Origin of the sequence: Mycolicibacterium sediminis (assembly GCF_010731735.1) — a bacterium.
Lineage (GTDB): Bacteria > Actinomycetota > Actinomycetes > Mycobacteriales > Mycobacteriaceae > Mycobacterium > Mycobacterium sediminis.
The window spans coordinates 4,963,039-4,987,143 of sequence record NZ_AP022588.1; the positions used below are offsets into that span (position 1 = coordinate 4,963,039).

Consider the following 24,105-nt stretch of genomic DNA (forward strand, 5'->3'; position numbering starts at 1 on the left):
GATGAGGATGCCCTGCGTTTGCCACATCACAGTTTCCCGGCGCGCCGGGAGGGCTAAATTGAGGTATGACGACCACTGCGGACCACCTGCGCAACGCTCTCGACGGCCGTTGGCGCGACATGAAGAACCGCATGCGCGACGAGCTGTCGACGGACATCTTCAAACCGCACTACACGCCGAACACCGTCATCGCCCGCACGAAGGTCGGCGAGCAGATGCGGATCATGGCCAGCAAGGGCGCGGCCGAGGACGGCTTCAAGAAGGAACACGGCGGCAACGGCGACGTCGGTGCCGCGGTCACCCAGATCGAGATGCTCGCGATGTCCGACCTGTCGCTGATGGTGAAGGCCGGCGTGCAGTGGGGGCTCTTCGGCGGTGCCATCGAGAACCTCGGCACCGAGCGTCACCACGAGGCCTACGTCAAGAAGCTCATCGATCTCGAGGTCCTCGGCTGCTTCGCGATGACCGAGACCGGTCACGGCAGTGACGTCCAGGCACTCGAGACCACCGCGACGTACGACCCCGAGACCGGGGAGTTCGTCATCGACTCCCCCACCCCGTCGTCGCGCAAGGACTACATCGGCGGTGCCGCCGAGACCGCACGGGTGGCAGCGGTGTTCGCCCAGCTCATCACCCAGGGCGAGGGCCACGGCGTCCACTGCTTCGTCGTGCCGATCCGGGACGACGAGGGCAACGACCTGCCGGGCGTGACGACGTCGGACTGCCACTACAAGGGCGGCCTACCGGGCGTCGACAACGGGCGCATCCAGTTCGACCAGGTCCGCATCCCCCGCGACAACCTGCTCAACAAGTACGCGGACGTCGCCGCGGACGGTACGTACTCCTCGCCGATCGAGAACCCCGGCCGTCGCTTCTTCACGATGCTCGGCACGCTGATCCGTGGGCGCGTCACAGTGGGAGGTAGCGCCGGCGCGGCTGCGCGCGTGGCACTCGACATCGCGACGCGATATGCGTTGGAGCGCAGGCAGTTCGAGGCTCCCGGCGCCGAGGAGGAGGTGCTGATCATGGACTACCTCGTCCACCAGCGCCGCCTGTTCCCGCTGATCGCGAAGTCCTACGCGCTGCAGTTCGCCCAGAACGAGCTGGTGGCCAAGTGCCACGAGCTGCAGACGTCCGACGATCCGGACGCCGAGGAGCAGCGCGAGCTGGAGTCCCGCGCGGCGGGTCTCAAGGCCGCGAACACCTGGCACGCGACGAAGGCGATCCAGGAGGCACGCGAGGCGTGTGGTGGCGCCGGCTACCTCGCCGAGAACCGGTTGATCGCGCTGAAGTCCGACACGGACGTGTTCACCACGTTCGAGGGCGACAACCACGTGCTGACGCAGCTCGTCGCCAAGGAGCTGCTGACGGCCTACGCCGACGACGTCAAGAGCATGAGTCCCGTCGAGTGGGTGCGCTTCGCCGCGAATTTCGCCGGCGAGCGCGTCATGAAGCGCACTGCGGCACAGACGATCATGCAGACCATCGTCGACACCCGCGAGGACAACGAGGAAGAGGGCTCGCTGTTCAACCGCGGCACGCAGGTCAAGATGTTCGAGGACCGCGAGCAGTACATGCTCGCGTCGGTGGCGCGGCGGCTGCAGAGCAAGTCGAAGGAGATGTCCCCCTTCGATGCGTTCAACTCCGTCCAGGACCACGTGCTGCACACCGCCGAGGTGCACATCGACCGGATCATCCTGGAGGCGTTCGTCGCCGGCATCGCGACGTGTGAGGACGACAAGGCCCGCCACGTCCTCGAGCTGGTCTGCGATCTCTACGCGCTGACGGTCATCGAGGCCGACAAGGCGTGGTTCGTCGAGCACCGCTTCCTGTCGACCGAGCGCGCCAAGGCCGTCACCCGCGGCATCAACGACCGGTGCCGCAAGCTCCGGCCGCACGCACAGCTCCTCGTCGAGGGCTTCGGCATCCCCGAGCAGCTGCGCTACGCCGAGATGCTCCACCCCGAGCACATCCCGGACGCCGACGAGCACGAGGAGATGGACGCCGTCAGCGCCGGGACCATCGAGGCCCAGTAGTCCCGAGCACCACCGACACTGCGGTCAGATCGCCGATCCTCACCGGATCTCGATCTGGCCGCAGTGTCGCGTCGTAGGGGCCGTCAGGGGCCGGGGATCGGGTCGAGGACCTCGAGTGCGCCGTCGGCCGCCCGGACGCGCACGGTACCGATGCCGGTCGGGCAGCACGCCTGATCGCCGCCCTGGCGCCACTGATACTGCACGGTGACGGTGTCGGTGCCGGAGTCGACCACCGCGACGTAGGGGCGCGGCTGGGGGGTGGGCGTGCCGATGGGCGTCTGACGGTCGAAGAACAGCACCTGTCCGGGCGCGTCGGCCGCCGGGCTCGTCGCGGCGACCTGGACCCAGTGCAGGCGGCAGTCCGAGGTGGTGCCGCGCGCCGTCTCCCGCCACTGCTCGTCGTTCGGGAGTGATGCGATGGCCTGACCGACGTCGTCGGCCGAGGGGCCGTCGGTCGGGGTGCACGTGCTCGGGGCGGACTGGTTACCGCTCGGCGGGCTCCAGCCGCACCCGGCGGCAAGGAACACCGCAGATGACAGGGCCACGGCCGAAAGTACTCGCATGACGCGAGTTTACGGTGGCTCCCCCGCCTGGACTCGAACCAGGAACCGTCCGATTAACAGTCGGAAGCTCTGCCAATTGAGCTACAGGGGATTACCCGTCGGACCGCGGAACCCTCCCGCGAACCGAGGCATGACTCTAGCCTACGAGACGCCCCTCGTGGGAATCGGGGAGGGGTGCGCCTCGAGCCGACCGCATCCGCCCGCACGAGGCAGGATGGAAAGCGACGCCCCGTCCCGAAAGGAGTCAAGTGATCCGCTTCGCCGCCGTGCTCGCAGCCGGTTACGTGTTGGGTTCGAAGGCGGGCCGACGCCGCTACGAGCAGATCTCAGGCACGTACAAGGCGGTCACCGAGAGTCCGCGCACGAAGGCTCTGATCGACGTCGGACGCCGGAAGGTGGCCGAGAAGTTGTCACCCGACCCGCAGATGAAGACGGTGACGCCCATAGACGCCGGAACCTCGGTGCTGCAGCCCGAGGTCGTGAAGGACCGCTAGAAGCCGGGCCGATTCCAGGTGGTGCCGGGCAGCAGGGCGCCGCCGCCGGCACCGTTGGGCCCGTAGATTCCCAGGATGTTCGAGCCGACGTTGACGCCGTTGCCGTTCGAGTAGGACAGGCAGTTGCCGTCTTCCTTGTTGCCGACCCAGGACAGGCACGGCGGCGCTGCGGAGGCGGTGGCCTCGACACTGGTCAGTGCGATGGCGATCGGTGCCGCCACGGCGGCCACGGCGAGTGCGCCTGCGGCGACGAAGCGGGGTGCACGGATGCTCATGGACAACCTTCCGATGGACGACAGCATGCCTACCTTAACGTGATCGTTCTCGTCCTGCACCGGTGTTACGCCGTGACGTCGTCGCCGCTGGCCCGTTCGATCAGGCTCTTGCGGTAGGTCTCCAGCGCGATGAGGTCGCCGTAGAGCGCGTGGTAGTCGTCGCTGTGGTCCACCGACGACATGCGGTGCAGCTTCGACTTCATCTCGGCGATCTGCCTGCCGACCCATACCTCCTGCTGGCGCGCCAGCACGCCACCGATGTAGCGGGGCAGGCGCTCGTCGTCGACGACGTTGATGGCCTCGACGCTCAATTCGTTGATCAGGTTGGCGAGTTCGGGTGTCGGCACGCGTTCGCGGACCGCCTCGATCCAGTCGGCGCCAGACAACCCCGTCGACGTGCCCCCGGCGGCACGGATCGCCGCGTGGACACCCGTGTACGCGGGATGGGTGAAGCTCTCCGCGGTCAGGGAGTCGAAGACCGGCCCGGCGATGGCCGGGTACTGGAGCGCTCCCTTGAGGGACTCGCGCTGCGTCCACAGGGTCGGGTCTCGGGGATCGGGCCGCGACACCGGCTGCGCCGCGGGGCGGGCGCGACTCGACGTGTCGGCGGCGCCACGGCGGCCGGACGGGCGACCCCCGGAACGCCCGGCCTCCTCGCGCACGCGTCCGATGACCTGGGCGACGTCCTCCCAGCCGACCCAGCCGGCGAGCTGGCGGGCGTACTCGTCGCGCAGCGAGGGGTCCTTGATCTTGGCGACCATGGGCACGCAGCGTCGCAGCGCACCGACGCGTCCCTCCGCGTTGTCCATGTCGTGTTCGGCGAGAGCGGTGCGAATGACGAACTCGAACAGCGGCGTTCGGCGGGCCACCAGGTCGCGCAGCGCGCCGTCGCCGGACTTCAGGCGCAGATCGCAGGGGTCCATGCCGTCGTCGGCCACGGCGACGAAGGACTGGCCCGCCAGGTTCTGCTCGCCCTCGAAGGCCTTGACCGCGGCGGCCCGGCCGGCCGCGTCACCGTCGAACACGTAGATGAGTTCGCCGCGAAAGAAGTTGTCGTCCATCATCAGTCGGCGCAGCATCGACAGGTGCTCGTCGCCGAACGCGGTGCCGCAGGACGCGACCGCCGTCGTCACCCCCGCCAGGTGCATCGCCATCACGTCGGTGTAGCCCTCGACGACCACCGCCTGGTGCCCCCGCGCGATGTCGCGCTTGGCGAGGTCGAGGCCGAACAGCACGTTCGACTTCTTGTAGAGCACCGTCTCGGGCGTGTTGACGTACTTCGCGTCCATGTGGTCGTCGTCGAACAGGCGGCGGGCGCCGAAGCCGATCGTCTCGCCGGTCGAGATGCGGATGGGCCACAGCAGCCGCCGGTGGAAGCGGTCCATCGGACCGCGCTTGCCCTCGCGCGACAACCCGGCCGCCTCGAGTTCCTTGAACTCGAATCCCTTGCGCAGCAAGTGCTTGGTCAGCGTGTCCCAGCCCGACGGCGCAAACCCGCATCCGAACAACTTCGCGGAGTCGGCGTCGAAGTTGCGGTCGAGGAGGTACTGCCGGGCCGGAGCGGCCTCCGCGGAGGTCAGCGTCTCGGCGTAGAACTCTTGCGCGGCGGCATTGGCCGCGATCAGCCTGCTGCGACTCCCCCGGTCGCGCTGCACGTTGGTGGTCGAACCGCCCGTGTAGGTGACGGTGTAGCCGATCCGGTCGGCCAGCATCTCCACCGACTCGACGAAGCTGACGTGCTCGATCTTCTGCAGGAAGGCGTAGACGTCGCCGCCCTCGCCGCAGCCGAAGCAGTGGAAGTGGCCGTGGTTGGGGCGTACGTGGAACGACGGCGACTTCTCGTCGTGGAACGGGCAGAGGCCCTTCAGGGAGTCGACGCCCGCCCGGCGCAGCTGGACGTAGTCACCGACGACGTCCTCGATGCGGATGCGTTCGCGAATGGCGGCGATGTCACGATCTGAGATGCGGCCGGCCACGCGGTCAGTCTAGTGGCCTCGGCGATCGCGCCTCGTGGACTCTTTCCAGCCGCCCCTCGGTGTAGGAGGCGATCTGGTCGATGACCACGCGCAGCCGCGCCCCGTCGTCGGCCGCAGCGTCGAAGTCGGGTGCGAACTGCGGGTCCAGGCTGCCCGGCGCCTGACCCCACAGCGCAAGGGCGACCTCGTGGATGCGTGTCCGCTGATCGGCCTGCAGCCGGAGGTGTCCGTGGTCGGACATGATGAACTGCAGCGCCAGCATCTTCAGCACCGCGACCTCGGTGCGCACCAGCGTGGGGACGGCGAGGTCGGTGTCGAACCGTCGCAGCGCGCCGCCACCGGCCACGGCCCTCGTCTCGGTGATCGCGGCGTTGGCGAACCTCCCGACCAGCTCACTGGTCATCCGCTTCAGCGCGACCGACGCCGCCACGGTGCCGTCGTACTTCCCGACGGCGGCCACCACCGGCACGTTCGACAGCCGCTCGGCGGCCGCCCGCAGGTCGTCGAGGGCGAGGGTCGGGAACGCCGCCGCGCCCAGGCGGGCCAGCGAGTCGGCGGCGTCCGCGTCGGCGAGCACCCGCAGATCGATGCGACCCGAGACCACGCCGTCCTCGATGTCGTGCACCGAGTAGGCGACGTCGTCGGCCCAGTCCATGACCTGCGCCTCGAGGCACGGCCGCTCGGCGGGCGCACCCGCGCGGACCCAGTCGGCACCGGCGAGGTCGTCGTCGTAGAAGCCGAACTTCTTGCGGCCCGCGGCACGCTGCCACGGATACTTGGCCACCGCGTCGAGCGATGCCCGGGTCAGGTTGAGTCCCGCGGACCGACCCTCCCCGTCGAGCACCTTCGGCTCGAGTCGCGTGAGGATCCGGAAGTTCTGCGCGTTGCCCTCGAAGCCGCCGAACGGCTTCGCGATCTCGTCGAGGGCGCGTTCGCCGTTGTGGCCGTACGGCGGGTGGCCGATGTCGTGGGCGAGACCGGCGAGGTCGACCAGATCGGGATCGCAGCCCAAGCCGATGGACATGCCCCGTCCGATCTGTGCGACCTCCATCGAATGGGTGAGACGGGTGCGCGGGGTCTCGCCCTCGCGGGGGCCCACGACCTGCGTCTTGTCCGCGAGGCGGCGGAACGCGGCGCTGTGCAGGACCCGAGCCCGATCCCGCGCGAAGTCGGTGCGGCGGACGTCCACCGTGCCCGGCAGTGCAGCACTCTTCGGCGCTTCGACCACCAGTCGCTGCCGGTCGAAGTCGTCGTAGGGGTCCTCGTCTGTGTGCGCCACCGGTCGACAGTCTGCCAGGGCCGATCTCCGTGGCCGCCGACCCGTGCCCACTAGATTGGGCGCATGCGCAGGATGTTTCGAGGCACCCCGTCACTCACCCTGCTACTCGTCGCCCTGCTCGCGGCGCTCCTCGTCGCTCCCCTGTCGCCGACGGCGTCGGCCACTCCGCCGCAGCGGCTGGCCAACTACGTCACCGACGAGGCGGGAGCGCTGAGCGGGGCGCAGCTGGCCGAGGTGCAGAGGGCGGTCGACGACCTCTACTCCGCCCGGCGCGTCCGGCTGTGGGTGGTCTACGTCGAGTCCTTCTCGGGGCAGACCGCCCAGACCTGGACCCAGAACACGATGCGGCTCAGCGACTTCGGCGGGGAGGATGCATTGCTCGCGGTCGCCACCGGTGATCGCGCCTACGCCCTGCTCGTACCCGATGCCGCCGCAGGCACCGTCGACGTCGACACCCTGCGGCGCAACGAGGTCGAGCCCGCACTGCGGGCGGCCAACTGGTCCGGCGCCGCGGTGGCCGCGGCGGAGGGGCTCGCACAGACCGGTTCCGGGACCGGCATCAGCTGGGTGGGGATGGTCGCGATGCTCGTGGTCGTCGGCCTGGCCGTGCTCGCGCTGCTGCTGTGGCGGCGCAGGCGTGCGCGCACGCGGCGCGAGGCCGAGTACGCCGCCGCGCAACGCGTCGACCCGACGGACCCCGGCGCGTTGGCCACGGTTCCCGTGGAGGCGCTCGACGAGTTGTCCCGGTCGATCGTGGTCGAGGTCGACAACGCGATACGCACCAGTGACAACGAGTTGGCCTTGGCCGTCGAGGAATTCGGCGAGCGGGACACGGCTCCGTTCACGAAGGCCGTCGCCGATGCGCGCACGACCCTCTCGCAGGCGTTCAACGTGCGGCAGATCCTCGACGACGCCGTGCCGGAGACCCCGCAGCAGCGGCGCGACCTCCTCGTGCGCGTCATCGTGGCGGCCGCGAAGGCCGACCGCGAACTCGACGCGCAACGCGAGGCGTTCCAGCGGCTTCGTGACCTGATCATCAACGCGCCGAGTCGCCTCGACGCCCTGACCCAGCAGCTGGTCGACCTGACCGCGCGCCTCGAGCCCGCCGAGCAGACCCTGACGTCGCTGCGCGCGCAGTTCGCCGAGACCGCGCTGACGTCGATCGTCGGCAACGTCGACCTGGCCCGGCAACGCCTGGAGTTCGCCGACCAGAACATCACCAACGCACGGACTCTCGTCGCCCGGCCCGCCGGCAGCCAGGGCGGCCTCGTCGACGCGATCCGGGCGGCAGAGTCCGCGCTGGGGCAGGCGCGGATGACGCTCGACGCCGTCGACAGCGCCGCCACCGACATCACCCGCGCCGTCGCCGGCCTGCCCGACGAGATCGCCGACGTGCAGAACGGCATCAGGCATGCCGGTGAACTGCTCGGCCAGCCATCGGTGCCCAGGGCCGATGAGCTGCGCGCCGCCCGCGACGCGGCGACGGCCGCGGTGGCCACGGCGCAGTCCGAGGGTGGGGCCGACCCGCTGGGGGCGTTCACCGAGCTGACTCAGGCCGACGCCGACCTGGACCGGCTGCTGGAGACCGTCACCGAGGAGAGGGAGACGGCCGAGCGGCTGAGCCGCGCGTTCGATCAGGCGCTCTACACCGCGCAGTCGCGGGTGCGGTCGGTGTCGGACTTCATCGACACCCGCCGCGGCAGCGTGGGGCCTGAGGCGAGGACGCGACTGTCGGAGGCGGTCCGTCAGCTCGAGGCGGCGCAGGCCAAGCGCGGCACCAATCTGCCCGACGCGATAGCGCACGCAAACGGCGCCGCGACTCTCGCAGGCCAGGCGCAGACCCTGGCGAACGTCGACGTCAACAACGCCCAGCAGGCCTACGTGGGCCGCTACGGCGGAGGCGGCGGCGGTGGCAACACCGGCGCGATGATCGGCGGCATCATCATCGGCAACATCCTGTCCGGCGCGTTGCGCGGCGGGCTCGGTGGCGGCTCCGGCGGCGGCTGGAGTTCCACCACCTTCGGCGGATCCGGCGGCGGCTTCAGCGGCGGCGGCGGCCGCTTCTGACGGGGTTCTTCTTCTTCGGCGAGTGTGCGTGTCTGCAGGCGACACGCCGAACGCAGACCTGAGTTCGCGCACGCTCAGGCCGCACGATCGCGCATCAGCTCGTGTCTGATGCTCAGGACCGTCTCGTAGGGACGTTTCCTGACGTCGTCGGCGACGATCGACGTCACCGACCAGTCCATGTCCAGCAGCGCCGCCCGTTTCTGCCGGTCCCGCCGGAACGCCTCCGGGTCGCTGTGCCATTGGAACCCGTCGAACTCGACGGCAATCCTCCGATCCGGCCAGGCGAAATCCAACCGCCACGTCCGATCCGACCGGTCGATCACCTCGAATTGCAGTTCAGGACAAGGCAATCCCTGGTCGATCATCATCAACCGGGCCTCGCTCTCCATCGGCGACTCCGCGCGCGGGTCCGCCAGCGGAATGAGTTCGCGGACGTGGACGATGCCGCGGCGCCCGAACTGTTCGACGGCCGCCACGAGCAGGTCCTGGCGGGTGCACGTCCCCGATCGCAGGGCCGCATCCAATGTTGCCAGGGCCCTCGGCCGGCGAAGCCCCCGCGCCACCTCGACCGCCGTCCACGCCGGCGTGGTCGCTCGTCTGCCGTCGATTCGCGTCAACGGCGCCCCGTCGCGGCGGTGCACGACCAGCCCGTCGGAGTTGCGCAGCTGGTGGTGGACCGGATTCAGGACGTGCAGGTCGGAGTCGGTCTCGGTGTCGAAGCCGAACGCCGCTGCCGCCGTTCCGAGGCAGACCGCCACGTGCTCGCCGGCGCGCAGATCGAGCCCGCGGAGTCGGAGATGGTCGTCGGGCTCCACGCTCGCGAACACACCCGGCCAGACCCTGACCAGATCACCACGCGCAACGAGGCGGTCGAACTGGCTGCGGGTCAGCACGGTCAGCAGCTGACCCGTGCCGGCCACGCCGCCTTGCGCTGCGAGAAGTCGTACTACGTCGTCGATCACGCCGTGATCGTCGGCCGCGGCGGCGGACTGCTGCCAGATCGCTACGACGATCTGGGGATGAACCCGCGTCTAGGGATGAACATCCCGCCAGCGAGCGTGCGGAAACTCGGGTCCACACTCGGCGTGTCGCCCGCAGACACGCACGCTCGCCGAAGAGGGGGTCAGCAGCCCTTGAGGCGGACGGCCAGGTAGTCGCTGACGGCGTCGATCGCGACCCGCTCCTGCGCCATCGCGTCGCGCTCGCGCACGGTGACGGCGTGGTCGTCGAGCGAGTCGAAGTCGAACGTCACGCAGAACGGCGTGCCGATCTCGTCCTGACGGCGGTAGCGCCTGCCGATCGCACCCGCGTCGTCGAACTCGACGTTCCACGTCTGGCGCAGTTCGGCGGCGAGGTCGCGCGCCTTGGGCGACAGGTCGGCGTGCCGGGACAGCGGCAGCACCGCGGCCTTGACCGGCGCGAGCCGCGGGTCGAGGCGCAGGACGGTGCGCTTGTCGACGCCGCCCTTCGCGTTGGGCGCCTCGTCCTCGGTGTAGGCGTCGACGAGGAATGCCATCAGCGACCGGGTCAGGCCGGCTGCCGGCTCGATCACGTAGGGGACGAACCGGTTGTCGGTGGCCTGGTCGTAGAACGACAGGTCGGTACCCGAGTGCTTGGAGTGCGTGGACAGGTCGAAGTCGGTCCGGTTGGCCACGCCTTCGAGTTCACCCCACGGGTTGCCCTGGAAGCCGAACTTGTACTCGATGTCGACGGTGCGGTCCGAGTAGTGGGACAGCTTCTCCTTCGGGTGCTCGAAGAGCCGCAGGTTCTCCGGGTCGATGCCGAGGTCGACGTACCACTGCAGGCGCGTGTCGATCCAGTACTGGTGCCACTCCTTGGCGGTCGACGGCTCGACGAAGAACTCCATCTCCATCTGCTCGAACTCGCGGGTGCGGAAGATGAAGTTGCCGGGCGTGATCTCGTTGCGGAAGCTCTTGCCGATCTGGCCGATGCCGAACGGCGGCTTCTTGCGCGAGGTGGTGACGACGTTGGCGAAGTTGACGAAGATGCCCTGCGCCGTCTCGGGCCGCAGGTAGTGCAGACCCTCCTCGGACTCGATCGGGCCGAGGTAGGTCTTCATCATCATGTTGAAGTCGCGCGGCTCGGTCCACTGCCCCTTGGTGCCGCAGTCGGGACAGGTGATCTCCGACATCGACACCGATTCGGGGTCGTCGAGACCCTTCTTCTCCGCGTACGCCTCCTGCATGTGGTCCTGGCGATGACGCTTGTGGCAGTTGAGGCACTCGACGAGCGGGTCGTTGAACACCTCGACGTGCCCGGAGGCCACCCACACCTGCCGCGGCAGCACGATCGCGCTGTCCAGGCCGACGACGTCGTCACGACGCGTGATCATGGAGCGCCACCACTGCTTCTTGATGTTCTCCTTGAGTTCGACGCCGAGCGGACCGTAGTCCCACGCCGACTTCGTGCCCCCGTAGATCTCACCGGACTGATAGACCAGGCCACGGCGCTTTGCAAGGTTCGCGATGCTGTCGATAGTCGTCGCCACGGGTGCATAGCCTAGTCAGGTGGACCGGTGGCGACCGCACGTGCATTGACATGCGCAGCCGTGCATGTATTCTCGACTCATAATGAAAACGGTTTCCAGTTTGGCAGACCGCTCCGACGGTGCGCACACCCCCCACGACCACGACGGTGCACCGACGCCCGCGCTGCCCTCGCGCGAGGTCCTCGACTCCGCAGGCGAACTGCTGCGCGCACTCGCCGCGCCGGTCCGGATCGCGATCGTGCTGCAACTGCACGAATCCTCTCGCTGCGTCCACGAACTCGTCGACGCACTCGGGGTGCCGCAACCGCTCGTCAGCCAGCACCTGCGCATCCTCAAGGCCGCCGGCGTCGTGGCCGGGGAGCGATCGGGCCGCGAGGTGCACTACCGACTGGTCGACCACCACCTGTGCGAGATCGTCCTGGCCGCCGTCGACCACTCGGCCGAGGAGCGCCCGTGACCGGTGTCGCCGTGCGCGCGACCAAGCAGCGCGCGGCCATCGCCGCGTTGCTGGAGAACGTCGACGAATTCCGGTCGGCGCAGGAACTGCACGACGAATTGCGCCGCGGCGGCGAGGGAATCGGCCTCACCACCGTCTACCGCACGCTGCAGTCCATGGCGGCCGCGGGCCAGGTGGACACGCTGCGCACCGACAGCGGCGAATCGGTGTACCGCCGCTGCTCCGAGCACCACCACCATCACCTGGTGTGCCGGGGCTGCGGAACGACCATCGAGGTGCAGGGCGGCGCCGCCGAGAAGTGGGCCGCCGACGTCGCCAGGGAGCACGGCTTCACCGACGTCACCCACACCATCGAGATCTTCGGGGTCTGCGCGGGCTGCGCGCCTAGGCGGTGAGGTCGGCGCGCACGTCGATGCCCGCCGACAGGACCAGCAGCACCAGCGTCCGCAGCGCATCGTCGGTGAGCCCCGCCGCGGGGAAGTTGTAGCGCAGCAACACGTCTGCGACCTTCTTGACGCTCGACCGTCGCTTCGCCGACGTCGTCGACGACCCGTTCACCGGAGCCTCGACGAGCTTCTCCACCAAGACCACCGAGCCGAGCATCGTCCTGCCCGCGTGCGCGGTGACGCGCTCTCGCGTCTTGTTGGTCAACGGCAGATCCCACGCCAGCGGCTGCGTGAGCGACACCAGCTCCAGATCCTCGGCGATCGTCAGCACCCGCAGCGACGCGACCGTGCCCTCGTGCGCCACGGTCAGCGCCTCGTCGTCCTCCGACAGCACGGTCATCACCTCGGCGAGCACCGACGCGAGACGCTGTCGCAGGTCGGTCATTCGGCTCTGCCGCTCAGGTCGGTCATTCGGCTCTGCCGCTCAGGCCGGTCATTCGGCTCTGCCGAAGCGCCGGTTGCGATTCACGTACTCCACGCATGCCTCCCACAGATCACGGCGGTCGTAGTCGGGCCACAGCGTGTCCTGAAAGACGTACTCGGCATAGGCGGCCTGCCACAGGAGGAAGTTGCTCGCGCGCTTCTCCCCCGAGGTCCGGATGAACAGGTCGACGTCCGGGATGTCGTCGCGATGGAGGTGCTTGGCGAAGGTGGACTCGCCGATGCGCGCCGGATTGATCTTGCCGTCCGCCGCTTCCTGGGCGAGTTCCCGTGCCGCCTCGATGATCTCGGTTCGGCCGCCGTAGTTCACGCAGTAGTTGATGGTGATGACGTCGTTGCCAAGCGTCATCTCCTCGGCGATCTCGAGTTCCTTGATCACGCTGCGCCACAACCGCGGCCTGGAGCCCACCCAGCGCATCCGCACGCCCATGGCGTCGAGTTCCTCGCGGCGGCGCCGGACGACCTCGCGGTTGAAGCCCATCAGGAAGCGCACCTCCTCGGGACTGCGCTTCCAGTTCTCGGTCGAGAAGGCGTACACCGTCAGGTGCTTGACGCCGATCTCGATCGCTCCGCAGACGATGTCGATCAGCACCGCCTCGCCCATCTTGTGGCCCTCGGTGCGGCTGAGGCCGCGCTGCGTCGCCCAGCGACCGTTGCCGTCCATGACGACGGCGACGTGGTGGGGTACCTGGCCGGCGGGGATGCGGGGGGCGGTCGCCTTGGACGGGTGCTGCGGGGGCCGGGAGAACCGACCGTTGGTGTTCGCGGGAAGGGCGGGGAACACCACGGGCCACGTCGACATGTCCGGGAAGACCGGGTAGTCGTCAGGCGCTGGAGGCAGCTGGGGGTACGTCTCCCTCGCCCGTGTGGATGCCATGTGCCACATCCTGCCCGACCAGGGCGGCCCTCTTCTCGGCGACCGTGAGATCGGCGCGGTAGACCCGTTCCACCAGTGGCAACGTCCGCATCTGGCGTTCCAGGTGCCACTGCAGGTGCGCGGCGACCAGCCCGCTGGCCTGGCTGCGGTGCGCCGACGTCGACGCCTCGGCCGTCTCCCAGTCCCCGTCGTTCAACGCGGCCATCAGGTCGATGACGCCCTGGGGCGGGGTCACCGACCCCGACGGCCGGCAGTGCACGCAGACGCTGCCGCCCGCGGCGACGTGAAACGCGCGGTGCGGACCGGGGGTGGCGCACCGGGCGCACTCGACGAGCGCGGGCGCCCAGCCCGCGATGGCCATCGCGCGCAGCAGATAGGCGTCCAGGACGAGTTCCCGGGCCCGGGCGCCGTCGGCGACCGCACGCAGAGCCCCCACGGTGAGCCGGTGCAGCGCGGGCGCCGGGGCACGCTCCTCGCCCGCGAGGCGCTCGGCGGTCTCCAGCACCGCGCATCCCAGGGTGTACCGGCCGTAGTCGCTGACGATGTCGGTGGCGAAGGCGTCGATGGCCTGCACCTGGGTGACGATGTCGAGGTTGCGCCCCGGGTGCAGTTGAACGTCGATGTGCGCAAAGGGTTCCAGGCGGGCACCGAACTTGCTGCGGGTACGGCGCACACCCTTGGCGACCGCACGGACCAGGCCGTGTTCGCGGGTGAGCAGCGTGACGATCCGGTCGGCCTCGCCGAGCTTGTGCTGGCGCAGCACGACCGCTCGATCCCGGTACAACCGCATCGCACCAGTGTCCCATCCGCCGGCGACAACCGCGGCGAGGCCCGCCCGTCGTCGACGACCGATATTCTCGGGACCGTCATGGTTCAGACTTCATCTCGCACGCATCGCCCCTCCGCCTCCCGGTTTCCCACGCTCACGCAGGAGCTGTACCAGCTGGCCAGCGGTCAGACCACCTCCGAGGAGCTGGTCCGGCGGTCGTTGGATGCGATCGACGCGAGCCAACCGACGCTCAACGCGTTCCGCGTCGTCCTCACCGAGCGGGCCATCGCCGACGCACGGGACGCCGACCGGGCCAGGGCGGAGGGTCGCTACCGTCCGCTGCTGGGCATCCCGATCGCGGTCAAGGACGACGTCGACGTCGAGGGCGTGCCGACGCGCTTCGGGACCGTCGCCGAGCCGCCGCTCGCGACGGCCGACAGCGAGGTCGTACGTCGCCTCCGCGCGGCGGGGGCGGTCATCGTCGGCAAGACGAACACGTGCGAGTTCGGGCAGTGGCCCTTCACCAGCGGACCGGGGTTCGGCCACACCCGCAACCCCTGGTCGGCCGACCACTCCCCCGGCGGCTCGTCGGGCGGCAGCGCGGCAGCGGTGGCCGCAGGCCTCGTGCCGGCCGCGATCGGCTCCGACGGCGCGGGCAGCGTCCGCATCCCCGCGGCCTGGACGCACCTCGTCGGCATCAAACCGCAGCGCGGCCGGATCTCCACGTCGCCGCTGCCGGAGGCCTTCAACGGGATCACCGTCAACGGGGTGTTGGCCCGCACGGTCACCGACGCGGCACTCGTCCTCGACGCGGCGTCGGGCAACGTCGACGGCGATCTGCATCAGCCGCCACCGATCCGCGCGTCCGAGCACGTCGCGCGGGCACCCGGGCCCCTCACCGTCGCGATGTCGACGAAGTTCCCCTACACCTTCTTCTCCGCGCGACTGCATCCCGAGATCCGTGCGGCGATGGAGGCGGTCGCCGGGCAGCTCGACGAACTCGGGCACACCGTCCGACGCGCCGACCCCGACTACGGCGTCGGGATGTCGTGGAACTTCCTGGCCCGGTCCACGTCGGGGCTGCTGGACTGGGCGGACCGGTACGGACCGGCCGTCGACCTCGACAAGCGCACCCGGGGCAACCTGGTCACCGGTCGGCTGCTGTCGGAGCGGGCGCTGAGCAAGGCCCGGGCCCGCGAGGCCGACAGCCGACGTCGCATCGGGTTCATCTTCAACCTCGCCGACGTGGTCCTGGCACCCACCACCGCGCAGCCACCGGCGGGCCTGCACGACTACGACGGTCGCAGCAGCCTCGCCACCGACCGCGCGATGATCCGCGACTGCCCGGTGACCTGGCCGTGGAACCTGCTGGGTTGGCCGTCGATCAGCATTCCCGCCGGGTTCACCTCCGACGGGCTCCCGATCGGGGTGCAGCTGATGGGACCGGCCAACAGCGAGCCGCTGCTGATCTCGCTCGCCGGACAGCTCGAGGTCATCGGCAACTGGGCGGGCACTCAACCCGACCCGTGGTGGTCCGCCGCGTAGGACCTGCGGTGACGTCTAGAACCCGAGCTTGCCGAGTTGCTTGGGATCGCGCTGCCAGTTCTTGGCGATCTTGACCCGCAGGTCCAGGTACACCTTGGTGCCGAGCAGCTTCTCGATCTGGATGCGCGCCGCGGTCCCGACCTCGCGCAACCGCGCACCGCCCTTCCCGATGACGATGCCCTTCTGGCTGTCGCGTTCCACGTACAGGATCGCGTGGACGTCGATGAGGTCGTCGCGGTCCTCGCGCGGGATGATCTCGTCGATCACGACGGCCAGCGAGTGCGGCAGCTCGTCACGCACGCCCTCGAGCGCCGCTTCCCGGATCAGTTCGGCCATGAGGACTTCCTCCGGCTCGTCGGTGAGTTCGCCGTCGGGGTAGAACGCCGGGCCGGGCGGCAGCTGGGCCACGAGGACGTCGATGAGAACGTCGAGCTGCTCGCCCACGGTGGCCGACACGGGAACGATCTCGGCCTGCCCGCCGGTCAGCTCACTGACCGCGAGCAGCTGCTGGCCGACCCTGTCCTTGGACACCTTGTCGATCTTGGTGACGACGACGACGAGGGTCGTCCGGGGCGCGATGGTCCGGATCTGCTGGTAGATCCAGCGGTCGCCCGGCCCGATGGTCTCGTCGGCAGGGATGCAGAGCCCGATCACGTCGACCTCGGAGTACGTGCCCTTGACCAATTCGTTGAGCCGCTCCCCGAGAAGCGTGCGCGGCCGGTGCAGACCGGGGGTGTCGACGAGCACGATCTGGAAGTCCTCGCGGTGCACGATGCCGCGGATGGTGTGACGCGTCGTCTGCGGCCGGTTCGAGGTGATCGCGACCTTCTCGCCGACGAGCGCGTTGGTCAGCGTCGACTTGCCGGTGTTGGGCCGGCCGACGAAACACACGAAGCCCGAACGGAACTCGGTCACAGCGGGGTGCCCGACCGATCGGTGACGGTCACGGCGGCGTCGGCCGACATCTCGCGCACCGCCGCGATCCCGGGGTCGTCGGCGCTGCCCCCGACCAGCACGGCGGCCTCGATTCCCGCCGCTCCGCTGGACACCGCAGCCGCGACGGCGGCCTGCAGCGCGCTCAGTTCGAGGGCCGCGAGCGTCACGGGCGCGCCCGCGTAGGTGCGGCCGTCGAGGTCGCGCACGGCGGCACCGTTGCCTGCCTCCGCCCTGCCCATCGCACCCCGGGCGAGCACCACCAGCTTGGCGTCCTCGGCGTCGAGTCCTGCTGCACTCACTGGTCGTCCTCCTGTGTTTCGGTGCGGGAGACCAGCACGGTGCCGACGCGCACACGGCCGCGGTGGTCGCGGCCGCCCTCCGCGCGCAGCCGCAACGGACCCCATGCCACCTCGGCGCCGGGCAGCGGAACCCTGCCGAGTTCGTGCGCGAGCAGCCCGCCGACGGTGTCGACGTCGAGGTCGTCGTCGATCTCGAGGCCCTCGAACAGGTCGCTCAGGTCCTCGAGCGGCACACGCGCGGACACCCGGAACTCGTCGTCGCCCACTTCCTCCCAGGGCTGCACCTCGTCGGTGTCGTACTCATCGGCGATCTCGCCGACGATCTCCTCGAGCACGTCCTCGATGGTGGCGAGACCGGCGATCGCGCCGTATTCGTCGACGAGGAGGGCCATGTGGTTGCGGTCGCGCTGCATCTCGCGCAGCAGTTCGTCGAGTGGCTTGGAGTCCGGCACGAACACCGCGGGCCGCATGACCTGCTCGACCTTGGTGTCCCGGCCGCCGTTGGTGGAGTTGTAGGTCTGCTCGACGAGGTCCTTGAGGTAGACGACGCCGATGACGTCGTCGACGTTCTCGCCGATCACCGGTATTCGCGAGTGCCCGCTGCGCACGGCGAGAGAGGTGGCCTGCCCGGCGGTCTTGTCGGCCTCGATCCACACCATCTCGGTTCGCGGCACCATGATCTCGCGCACCGCGGTGTCGCCGAGTTCGAAGACCGACTGGATCATCCGCCGCTCGTCGTCGGCCACCACGCCGCTCTGCTGGGCGAGGTCGACGACCTCGCGGAGTTCGATCTCCGAGGCGAAGGGCCCGTTGCGGAAGCCGCGACCCGGCGTCAGCGCATTGCCGATGAGCACCAGCAGTCGGCTGATGGGGGCCAGCAGAACCGAGATCGCCTGCAGCGGAAGGGCCGAGATCAACGCGATCGTGTAGGCGTTCTGCCTGCCGAGGGTTCGCGGGCCCACGCCGATCGCGACGAAGCTGACCACCACCATGATCGCGGCGGCCGCGACTAGACCCCACTCGAGGCCGAGGTCCTCGACGAGGTAGGCGACGAGCAGGACGGTCGCGATGGTCTCGCACGTGATGCGGAGCAGGACCACGAGATTGATGACGCGGGGCCGGTCGCCCATCAGGCGCGCCAGACGTGCCGCGCCGGGGCGCTCGTCGCGGACGAGTTCCTCGACCCGGGCCATCGAGACCGTGCTGATCGACGCGTCGATCGCCGCGAACAACCCGCCCAGGAGGATCAGCGCCACAGCCCCGAACAGGGGCGCGAGTCCGGTCACGACAGGTCGTAGAACTGCGACTTGTCGAGCAGCGTCCGATCGCGCTCGATCTGCCGGTCCCGGTGGTACCCGTCGACCTGGTCGGCCACCCAGCCCTCGAGGAGTTCACGCTGCAGCGCGAACATCTCCTTCTCCTCGTCCGGTTCGGCGTGGTCGTACCCGAGCAGGTGCAGAACGCCGTGCACGGTGAGCAGCGCCAGTTCCTGGCCGAGCGAATGTCCCGCCGTCTCGGCCTGTTTGCCTGCGAACTCGGGACACAGCACGATGTCGCCGAGCATCGACGGCCCGGGCTCCGGGGCGTCCGGCCGGCCACCGGGCTCCAACTCGTCCATCGGGAAGCTCATCACGTCGGTGGGACCGGGCAGGTCCATCCACCGCATGTGCAGGTCGGCCATCGCGGCCGAGTCGAGCAGCACCATCGACAGCTCGGCGGCGGGGTTGACGTCCATCCGCTCGATGACGAACCTGGCGACGCTGATCAACTCGGTCTCGGACACGTCGATGCCGGACTCGTTGGAGACCTCGATGCTCACCGGCGGGACCTACCGGTGTCCGCGCGCCGCTGCGCCCTGTTGAGGGTCGAGGCAGCGCCCTCCGACTTCGCGTAGGCGTCCACGATTTCGGCCACCAGGCGGTGTCGCACCACGTCGGCGCTGGTGAGTTCGGAGACGTGGATGTCGTCGATGCCGTCGAGGATGTCGACCGCCGACCGCAGCCCCGACCGTGCACCACCGGGCAGGTCGATCTGGGTGGTGTCGCCGGTGACGACGATCTTGGAGCCGAATCCCAGGCGGGTCAGGAACATCTTCATCTGCTCGGCGGTGGTGTTCTGCGCCTCGTCGAGGATGATGAACGCCGAATTCAGCGAGCGCCCGCGCATGTACGCGAGCGGCGCGACCTCGATGACGCCCGTGCTCATGAGCTTCGGGATGAGTTCGGAGTCCATCATGTCGTGCAGCGCGTCGTACAGCGGGCGCAGGTACGGATCGATCTTCTCGCTCAGCGTTCCGGGCAGGAAGCCAAGGCTCTCACCGGCTTCCACGGCGGGCCGGGTCAGGATGATGCGCGAGACCTGCTTGGTCTGCAGCGCGCTGACGGCCTTCGCCATCGCCAGATAGGTCTTGCCCGTACCGGCGGGGCCGATGCCGAACACGATGGTGTGGTTGTCGATCGCATCGACGTAGCGCTTCTGGTTCAGCGTCTTTGGGCGGATCGTCTTGCCCCGGCGCGACAGGATGTCGAGCGTCAGCACGTCGGCGGGCGACTCACCGCCGCTGCCCGTCAGCATCGACACCGTGTGGCGGACCGTCTCGGGGGTGAGCGCCTGCCCGCTGGACACCACGGCCAGCAACTCGGTGATGGCGCGCTCGGCGATCGCGACGTCGGCGGGCTCGCCGGACAGCGTGAGCGCGTTGCCACGCGCATGCACGTCTGCGGTGAGCAGATTCTCCAGGGCCCGCAGGTTCTCGTCGGCGGAGCCGAGAAGGCCCATGACCAGATCGGGCGGCACGTTGATGTTGCTGCGTACGGGGCTGTCGCTTCGTCCGGAGGACGAGGCCGCGTTCGTCTCGCGGGGGGTCACGTGGGGTTCAGTGCCTACTTCCTGGGTTGGGCGACGGTGCTGGGTCCGAGTTTACCGCCGGTCACCGCCACGTCCCAAAGCGATTACCACCGCCACCTGGGTGTGAGCACGCCGAGGGCGCCGAGGGCGACCGCCGCCGCGGTCGAGGTGCGCAGGACCGACGGCCCGAGGCGCACCGCGACGGCACCTGCCTCGATGAGCGCGGCGACCTCCGCATCGCTGATCCCACCCTCCGGCCCCACCAGGAGGAACACCGATCGGGCGTCGCCGAGTCGGGCGGTCAGCGTCGGCCCGGTCAGCGGTTCGGTCGCCGATTCGTGCAGCGCCAGCACCACGGCGCCGTCGTCGACCGCAGTGGCGACGGTGGCCACCAGTTGCGACGTCGACACGACGGCGTCGACGGTCGGTACCCGTGGGCGCCGCGACTGGCGCGCGGCCGCACGCGCGACGGCCTGCCACCGCCGCAGCCCCTTGTCGCGCTTGGCCTCGCCGTCCCAGCGGGCCACGCACCGCTCGGACTGCCAAGCCAGGAACCGGTCGGCGCCGGCCTCCGTGGCCAGTTCGACGGCGAGTTCCGCACGATCCGACTTGGGCAGCGCCTGCACGACGGTGACGGCGGGTACGGGTTCGTCGACGGTCCCGATGCGCTCGACGCGCGCGACGAGCCGGCCCTTCGTGACCTCGTCGACCACGCACTGCGCGACCACTCCGGCGCCGTCACCCACGTCGATGCGCTCGCCGACGCGGATCCGACGGACGTTGGCCGCGTGGAATCCCTCGTCACCGTCGACGACCACGGTCGCCGCGTCGTCGGGCAGCGAGTCGACGTAGAACAGCGCGCTACTCACGCCGGGACTACCGCCCGGTGAACGTCTCGCGCAACCGGCTGAACAAGCCGCCCGCTGGTGCCGGCGACTGGGTCGACTTGACCTCGGCGACGTCGCGCACCCGGTGCTCCTTCAACTTGCGGAGCAGGTCGGTGTCCTGATGGTCGAGACGCGACGGCACCACGACGTCGATGTGGGCGTGCAGATCGCCGCGGACCCCGGACCGCAGGTGCGGCATGCCGCGACCGCGCAGGGTGGTGACCGTGTTGGGCTGGGTGCCCGGCGCGACGGTGATGTCGACGGGACCGTCGAGGATCGCGTCGACCGAGACCGTGGTGCCGAGTGCGGCGTCGACCATGGGCACCGACACCGTGCAGTGCAGGTCGTCGCCGTCGCGCACGAACACGTCGTGCTGCTGCTCGTGCACCTCGACGTACAGGTCACCGGCAGGGCCGCCGCCCGGGCCGACCTCGCCCTGGGCGGCCAACCGCACCCGCATGCCCTCGCCGACACCGGCCGGGATCTTCACGCTGACCTCGCGGCGCGCGCGCACCCGACCGTCGCCGCCGCAGCGGTGGCACGGGTCCGGGATGGTCTCGCCGACGCCCGCGCACACCGGGCAGGGCCGCGTCGTCATGACCTGTCCCAGCAGCGAGCGCTGGACCGTCTGCACCTCGCCCTGGCCGTGGCAGGTGTCGCAGGTGACCGGCGTGGTGTCGCCGTGGGTGCCCTTGCCGTGGCAGAGGTCGCACAGGATGGCGGTGTCGACGGTGACCTGCTTGGTGACACCGGTCGCGCACTCGGACAGATCCATCCGCATCCGCAGCAGCGAATCCGACCCGGGACGCACGCGCCCGATGGGCCCGCGGCCTCCGCCGCCGCCTCCACCGAAGAAGGCCTCGAAGACGTCGCCGAGCCCGCCGAAGCCGCTGAACCCGTTACCGCCACCGCCCATGCCGCCGGTCTCCATGGGGTCGCCGCCCATGTCGACGATGCGGCGCCGGTCGGGGTCGGTCAGCACCTCGTAGGCCAGCTTGACCTCGGCGAACTGCTCCGTTGCGTCGGGATTCACGTCGGGGTGCAGCTCGCGCACCAATTTGCGATAGGCGGACTTGATCTCCGACTCGCTCGCACCCTTGCTCACACCGAGCAGCCCGTAATAGTCGCGTGCCACGCCAACCCTTCCACAAACCTTCGTGCCGCTTGCGCGGCGATTCACACCCCTACCGGGTGCCCAAGACTTCGCCTATGTACAGAGCAACCGCCGCGACGTTGGCAATGGTTCCCGGATAGTCCATCCGGGTGGGGCCCAACACACCCATGCCGCCGTACACCTTGCCCAGAGATCCATACGTCGTGGAGACCACCGACGTGCCGGCCATCTGCTCGGCTTCGGTCTCGTGGCCGATCCGCACCGTGATTTTACCGGCTTCCTGCTGCGCTGCGAGCAGCCGCAGGACGACCACCTGTTCCTCGAGAGCTTCGAGCACCGACCGCAGGGATCCACCGAAGTCGGCGGTGTTGCGGGTGAGGTTGGCGGTGCCGCCGAGCATGAGCCGTTCCTCGGTGTGCTCGACGAGCGTCTCGACGAGCACCGTGGCCGCCCGTCCGACGGCGTCGCCCAGGTTTCCGTGTCCGACGAGCTGCGCGGCGAGGTCGGCGACGGCGACGGAAGCCGCCGACAGCGGCTTGCCCTCGAGAGCCGAGCCGAGACGCTCGCGCAGCTGCGAGAGCTGGTGGTCGTCGATGGCGTCGCCGAGCTCGACGATGCGCTGGTCGACCCGCCCTGAGTCGGTGATCACGACCAGCAGCAGCCGCGCGGGCGTCAGTGCCACCACCTCGAGGTGACGCACCGTCGACGCCGACAGCGTGGGGTACTGGATGATCGCGACCTGACGGGTGAGCTGGGCCAGCAGCTTCACCGCGCGGCGCAGGACGTCGTCGAGATCCACGCCGGTCTCGAGGAACGTGAGGATGGCGCGCCGCTCGCTGGCCGACATCGGCTTGACGTCGTCGAGCCGGTCGACGAACTCGCGGTAACCCTTCTCGGTCGGGATGCGTCCCGAGCTGGTGTGCGGCTGAGCGATGTATCCCTCGGCCTCGAGCACCGCCATGTCGTTGCGCACGGTGGCGCTCGACACCCCGAGATTGTGACGTTCGACCAGCGACTTGGAACCGATCGGCTCCTTGGTCGTCACGAAGTCCGCAACGATGGCACGAAGCACCTCGAAGCGTCGATCATCGGCACTACTCACGTGTTCACCTGCCTCGCCTGAAGTCGTCGTGTCCATTTTACGTTGACCTGCGCCGTCGCCGCCGCGCGCCGGTCCCCCGGCCCGCCCCATGCCGAGGACAACGCGTGCCCGGCGCACTAACCTTCGTCTCATGCCGACGCCGACGTTGACGGAGCACACCGCTGCGATGGCCCGCCCGTGATCTTCAAGGGCGTCCGGGACGGCAAGCCATACCCAGATCTGGGGCTGTCCTATCGCCAGTGGGCGCAGATCCCACCGCGGCAGATCCGCCTCGACGAACTGGTCACCACCACCACCGTGCTGGCGCTGGACAGGCTGCTGTCGGAGGACTCGACGTTCTATGGCGACCTCTTCCCGCACGCCGTGCGCTGGCAGGGCGTGATCTACCTCGAGGACGGCCTGCACCGGGCGGTCCGGGCGGCGCTGCGGAACCGGACCGTCATGCACGCCCGCGTCTACGACACCGACCGCCCGTTCGAGGAGCAGACGGGCCCGACCCAGCTCTAGCGGCTCCGTTCCTTCCTCCGGCGAGCGTGCGTGTCTGCGGGCGACACGCCGACGTCAGACCTGAGTAAGCGCACGCTCGCGGCGACGACCGGCGGCGAGAAAGGCGATCGCGGCCAGCACCTGCCACCCGTAGATCGTGTAGACGCTGCCCCGTTCCCAGGCGCCGATCGGCGCAGTCGTGGCCGCCACCGGCAGCAGGCACAGCAGGCCGACGACGCCGAGCGCAACGGACGCCGCGATGAACGCCTTGGTGGACGCCGCGGGTCGAAGTGCCCACGCTCCGGCGAGTACTGCCAGGTTGCCACCGGCGATGGCCAGGGCGGCGCCCACACCATGCCACGGCGAACCCGTTCCGCTGTGCACCGTGGCCACCAGGACGTTGCCGACCCCGTTGAGCGCCACGAAGATCCGAAAGGGCACCGCGGCGCGGGAACTGCTGCCGCGGACCAGAAGCCAACCGCCGAGCGGCAGAGCTACCGCCTGCAGCAAGAACGCGGCGTTCATCAACCCTGCGCGCGGCGAGACGACGGGGTCACCCAGTGTGCTGATGTAATCGCTCGCGTAGCCGTAACCGTCGATCGCTGCCGCCGCGTACGCCTCCACGACGAAGTAGGCGAGGGCGGACACGATCCACAGCGAGCTACCGAGCCGGATGGACACCCGGCCCAGGGTAGGCGAC

The 24,105-nt window shown here is 69.5% G+C and carries 25 protein-coding genes and 1 tRNA gene; 7 read left to right on the forward strand and 19 right to left on the reverse strand.

The window, feature by feature from the left end; translation table 11 throughout:
- The first annotated feature begins 65 nt into the window (after window positions 1-65).
- Window positions 66-2,036, forward strand: a complete 1,971-nt coding sequence (locus G6N64_RS23730; RefSeq protein ID WP_163800287.1) for an acyl-CoA dehydrogenase family protein — start codon at window positions 66-68, stop codon at window positions 2,034-2,036.
- Between the two features lie 83 nt (window positions 2,037-2,119).
- On the opposite strand, the gene G6N64_RS23735 is transcribed toward G6N64_RS23730, so the two are convergent.
- Both G6N64_RS23735 and G6N64_RS23740 read right to left on the reverse strand, forming a co-directional pair.
- Complete coding sequence (locus G6N64_RS23735; RefSeq protein ID WP_163800288.1) at window positions 2,120-2,599, reverse strand: LppP/LprE family lipoprotein; 480 nt, start codon at window positions 2,597-2,599, stop codon at window positions 2,120-2,122.
- A gap of 15 nt (window positions 2,600-2,614) precedes the next feature.
- Window positions 2,615-2,690, reverse strand: a tRNA-Asn gene (locus G6N64_RS23740).
- Window positions 2,691-2,847: 157 nt separating this feature from the next.
- Here G6N64_RS23740 and G6N64_RS23745 point away from each other — a divergent pair.
- Window positions 2,848-3,093 carry a hypothetical protein gene (locus tag G6N64_RS23745; protein WP_163800289.1) on the forward strand — a complete coding sequence of 82 codons (246 nt, stop codon included), beginning with the start codon at window positions 2,848-2,850 and terminating at the stop codon, window positions 3,091-3,093.
- On the opposite strand, the gene G6N64_RS23750 is transcribed toward G6N64_RS23745, so the two are convergent.
- The 3 genes from G6N64_RS23750 to G6N64_RS23760 all read right to left on the reverse strand — a co-directional run bounded on the left by G6N64_RS23750 (window position 3,090) and on the right by G6N64_RS23760 (window position 6,623).
- On the reverse strand, window positions 3,090-3,368 hold the full coding sequence (locus tag G6N64_RS23750) for a DUF7155 family protein (protein WP_163800290.1): 279 nt from the start codon (window positions 3,366-3,368) through the stop codon (window positions 3,090-3,092). The genes G6N64_RS23745 and G6N64_RS23750 overlap by 4 nt on opposite strands.
- 65 nt (window positions 3,369-3,433) lie before the next feature.
- The gene (dnaG, locus tag G6N64_RS23755; RefSeq protein WP_163800291.1) at window positions 3,434-5,344 is read right to left on the reverse strand and encodes a DNA primase; all 1,911 of its coding nucleotides are present in this window, start codon (window positions 5,342-5,344) and stop codon (window positions 3,434-3,436) included.
- 4 nt (window positions 5,345-5,348) lie between these two features.
- Window positions 5,349-6,623 carry a deoxyguanosinetriphosphate triphosphohydrolase gene (locus G6N64_RS23760; RefSeq protein WP_163800292.1) on the reverse strand — a complete coding sequence of 425 codons (1,275 nt, stop codon included), beginning with the start codon at window positions 6,621-6,623 and terminating at the stop codon, window positions 5,349-5,351.
- A 63-nt stretch (window positions 6,624-6,686) separates the two neighbouring features.
- On the opposite strand from G6N64_RS23760, the gene G6N64_RS23765 reads away from it, so the two are divergent.
- Entirely contained in the window at window positions 6,687-8,690 is a 2,004-nt protein-coding gene (locus tag G6N64_RS23765) for a TPM domain-containing protein (protein ID WP_246230779.1), read from the forward strand.
- A 74-nt stretch (window positions 8,691-8,764) separates the two neighbouring features.
- On the opposite strand, the gene G6N64_RS23770 is transcribed toward G6N64_RS23765, so the two are convergent.
- Together G6N64_RS23770 and G6N64_RS23775 are read right to left on the reverse strand one after the other, a co-directional pair.
- Complete coding sequence (locus tag G6N64_RS23770; protein ID WP_163800293.1) at window positions 8,765-9,652, reverse strand: type IV toxin-antitoxin system AbiEi family antitoxin; 888 nt, start codon at window positions 9,650-9,652, stop codon at window positions 8,765-8,767.
- Between the two features lie 161 nt (window positions 9,653-9,813).
- Entirely contained in the window at window positions 9,814-11,199 is a 1,386-nt protein-coding gene (locus G6N64_RS23775; protein WP_163800294.1) for a glycine--tRNA ligase, read from the reverse strand.
- Between the two features lie 82 nt (window positions 11,200-11,281).
- Between G6N64_RS23775 and G6N64_RS23780 the strand changes: the two genes are divergently transcribed.
- Both G6N64_RS23780 and G6N64_RS23785 read left to right on the forward strand, forming a co-directional pair.
- Window positions 11,282-11,656, forward strand: a complete 375-nt coding sequence (locus tag G6N64_RS23780; RefSeq protein WP_163800295.1) for an ArsR/SmtB family transcription factor — start codon at window positions 11,282-11,284, stop codon at window positions 11,654-11,656.
- The gene (locus tag G6N64_RS23785) at window positions 11,653-12,051 is read left to right on the forward strand and encodes a Fur family transcriptional regulator (protein ID WP_163800296.1); all 399 of its coding nucleotides are present in this window, start codon (window positions 11,653-11,655) and stop codon (window positions 12,049-12,051) included. The genes G6N64_RS23780 and G6N64_RS23785 overlap by 4 nt, the downstream gene beginning before the upstream one ends.
- Here G6N64_RS23785 and G6N64_RS23790 read toward each other — a convergent pair.
- The 3 genes from G6N64_RS23790 to recO are packed head-to-tail and all read right to left on the reverse strand — an operon-like array spanning window position 12,041 to window position 14,210.
- Window positions 12,041-12,487: a hypothetical protein gene (locus G6N64_RS23790; protein WP_163800297.1), complete on the reverse strand. Its 447-nt coding sequence runs from the start codon at window positions 12,485-12,487 to the stop codon at window positions 12,041-12,043. The two genes, G6N64_RS23785 and G6N64_RS23790, sit on opposite strands and share 11 nt — an antisense overlap.
- A gap of 48 nt (window positions 12,488-12,535) precedes the next feature.
- Window positions 12,536-13,420 carry a decaprenyl diphosphate synthase gene (locus G6N64_RS23795; RefSeq protein WP_163800298.1) on the reverse strand — a complete coding sequence of 295 codons (885 nt, stop codon included), beginning with the start codon at window positions 13,418-13,420 and terminating at the stop codon, window positions 12,536-12,538.
- Window positions 13,368-14,210, reverse strand: a complete 843-nt coding sequence (gene recO, locus G6N64_RS23800) for a DNA repair protein RecO (protein WP_163800299.1) — start codon at window positions 14,208-14,210, stop codon at window positions 13,368-13,370. Before recO ends, G6N64_RS23795 begins: the two co-directional genes overlap by 53 nt.
- Window positions 14,211-14,288: 78 nt before the next feature.
- On the opposite strand from recO, the gene G6N64_RS23805 reads away from it, so the two are divergent.
- The gene (locus G6N64_RS23805; RefSeq protein WP_163800300.1) at window positions 14,289-15,734 is read left to right on the forward strand and encodes an amidase; all 1,446 of its coding nucleotides are present in this window, start codon (window positions 14,289-14,291) and stop codon (window positions 15,732-15,734) included.
- Between the two features lie 15 nt (window positions 15,735-15,749).
- Here the strand turns inward: G6N64_RS23805 and era are convergent, their stop codons facing one another.
- From era to hrcA, 8 genes are all read right to left on the reverse strand, one after another.
- Window positions 15,750-16,649 carry a GTPase Era gene (gene era, locus G6N64_RS23810; protein ID WP_163800301.1) on the reverse strand — a complete coding sequence of 300 codons (900 nt, stop codon included), beginning with the start codon at window positions 16,647-16,649 and terminating at the stop codon, window positions 15,750-15,752.
- Window positions 16,646-16,909 carry a cytidine deaminase-like protein gene (locus G6N64_RS23815; protein ID WP_163802076.1) on the reverse strand — a complete coding sequence of 88 codons (264 nt, stop codon included), beginning with the start codon at window positions 16,907-16,909 and terminating at the stop codon, window positions 16,646-16,648. The genes era and G6N64_RS23815 overlap by 4 nt, the downstream gene beginning before the upstream one ends.
- A 56-nt stretch (window positions 16,910-16,965) precedes the next feature.
- On the reverse strand, window positions 16,966-18,255 hold the full coding sequence (locus tag G6N64_RS23820; RefSeq protein WP_163800302.1) for a hemolysin family protein: 1,290 nt from the start codon (window positions 18,253-18,255) through the stop codon (window positions 16,966-16,968).
- The gene (ybeY, locus tag G6N64_RS23825; protein ID WP_163800303.1) at window positions 18,252-18,788 is read right to left on the reverse strand and encodes an rRNA maturation RNase YbeY; all 537 of its coding nucleotides are present in this window, start codon (window positions 18,786-18,788) and stop codon (window positions 18,252-18,254) included. The genes G6N64_RS23820 and ybeY overlap by 4 nt, the downstream gene beginning before the upstream one ends.
- Complete coding sequence (locus G6N64_RS23830) at window positions 18,785-19,837, reverse strand: PhoH family protein (protein ID WP_163800304.1); 1,053 nt, start codon at window positions 19,835-19,837, stop codon at window positions 18,785-18,787. The genes ybeY and G6N64_RS23830 overlap by 4 nt, the downstream gene beginning before the upstream one ends.
- An 83-nt stretch (window positions 19,838-19,920) precedes the next feature.
- Window positions 19,921-20,685, reverse strand: coding sequence for a 16S rRNA (uracil(1498)-N(3))-methyltransferase (locus G6N64_RS23835; protein WP_163800305.1), 765 nt, complete (start codon window positions 20,683-20,685; stop codon window positions 19,921-19,923).
- Between the two features lie 7 nt (window positions 20,686-20,692).
- The gene (gene dnaJ, locus G6N64_RS23840) at window positions 20,693-21,838 is read right to left on the reverse strand and encodes a molecular chaperone DnaJ (protein ID WP_163800306.1); all 1,146 of its coding nucleotides are present in this window, start codon (window positions 21,836-21,838) and stop codon (window positions 20,693-20,695) included.
- A 49-nt stretch (window positions 21,839-21,887) separates the two neighbouring features.
- Complete coding sequence (hrcA, locus tag G6N64_RS23845) at window positions 21,888-22,919, reverse strand: heat-inducible transcriptional repressor HrcA (protein WP_163800307.1); 1,032 nt, start codon at window positions 22,917-22,919, stop codon at window positions 21,888-21,890.
- Window positions 22,920-23,096: 177 nt separating this feature from the next.
- Here hrcA and G6N64_RS23850 point away from each other — a divergent pair, with 177 nt between their 5' ends.
- Window positions 23,097-23,426, forward strand: coding sequence for a type II toxin-antitoxin system VapB family antitoxin (locus G6N64_RS23850; RefSeq protein ID WP_163800308.1), 330 nt, complete (start codon window positions 23,097-23,099; stop codon window positions 23,424-23,426).
- 54 nt (window positions 23,427-23,480) lie between these two features.
- Here the strand turns inward: G6N64_RS23850 and G6N64_RS23855 are convergent, their stop codons facing one another.
- Entirely contained in the window at window positions 23,481-24,086 is a 606-nt protein-coding gene (locus G6N64_RS23855; RefSeq protein WP_163800309.1) for a DUF998 domain-containing protein, read from the reverse strand.
- Window positions 24,087-24,105: the final 19 nt, after the last annotated feature.

Excerpts from the sequence above, each read along its gene's own strand:
- G6N64_RS23750 (WP_163800290.1), bottom strand. The coding sequence starts at position 3,368 with ATGAGCATCCGTGCACCCCGCTTCGTCGCCGCAGGCGCACTCGCCGTG.
- G6N64_RS23815 (WP_163802076.1), bottom strand. The coding sequence starts at position 16,909 with ATGGGCAGGGCGGAGGCAGGCAACGGTGCCGCCGTGCGCGACCTCGAC.
- G6N64_RS23780 (WP_163800295.1), top strand. The coding sequence starts at position 11,282 with ATGAAAACGGTTTCCAGTTTGGCAGACCGCTCCGACGGTGCGCACACC.
- G6N64_RS23730 (WP_163800287.1), top strand. The coding sequence starts at position 66 with ATGACGACCACTGCGGACCACCTGCGCAACGCTCTCGACGGCCGTTGG.
- recO (WP_163800299.1), bottom strand. The coding sequence starts at position 14,210 with ATGCGGTTGTACCGGGATCGAGCGGTCGTGCTGCGCCAGCACAAGCTC.
- G6N64_RS23765 (WP_246230779.1), top strand. The coding sequence starts at position 6,687 with ATGCGCAGGATGTTTCGAGGCACCCCGTCACTCACCCTGCTACTCGTC.
- G6N64_RS23790 (WP_163800297.1), bottom strand. The coding sequence starts at position 12,487 with ATGACCGACCTGCGACAGCGTCTCGCGTCGGTGCTCGCCGAGGTGATG.
- G6N64_RS23805 (WP_163800300.1), top strand. The coding sequence starts at position 14,289 with ATGGTTCAGACTTCATCTCGCACGCATCGCCCCTCCGCCTCCCGGTTT.
- G6N64_RS23735 (WP_163800288.1), bottom strand. The coding sequence starts at position 2,599 with ATGCGAGTACTTTCGGCCGTGGCCCTGTCATCTGCGGTGTTCCTTGCC.
- G6N64_RS23795 (WP_163800298.1), bottom strand. The coding sequence starts at position 13,420 with ATGGCATCCACACGGGCGAGGGAGACGTACCCCCAGCTGCCTCCAGCG.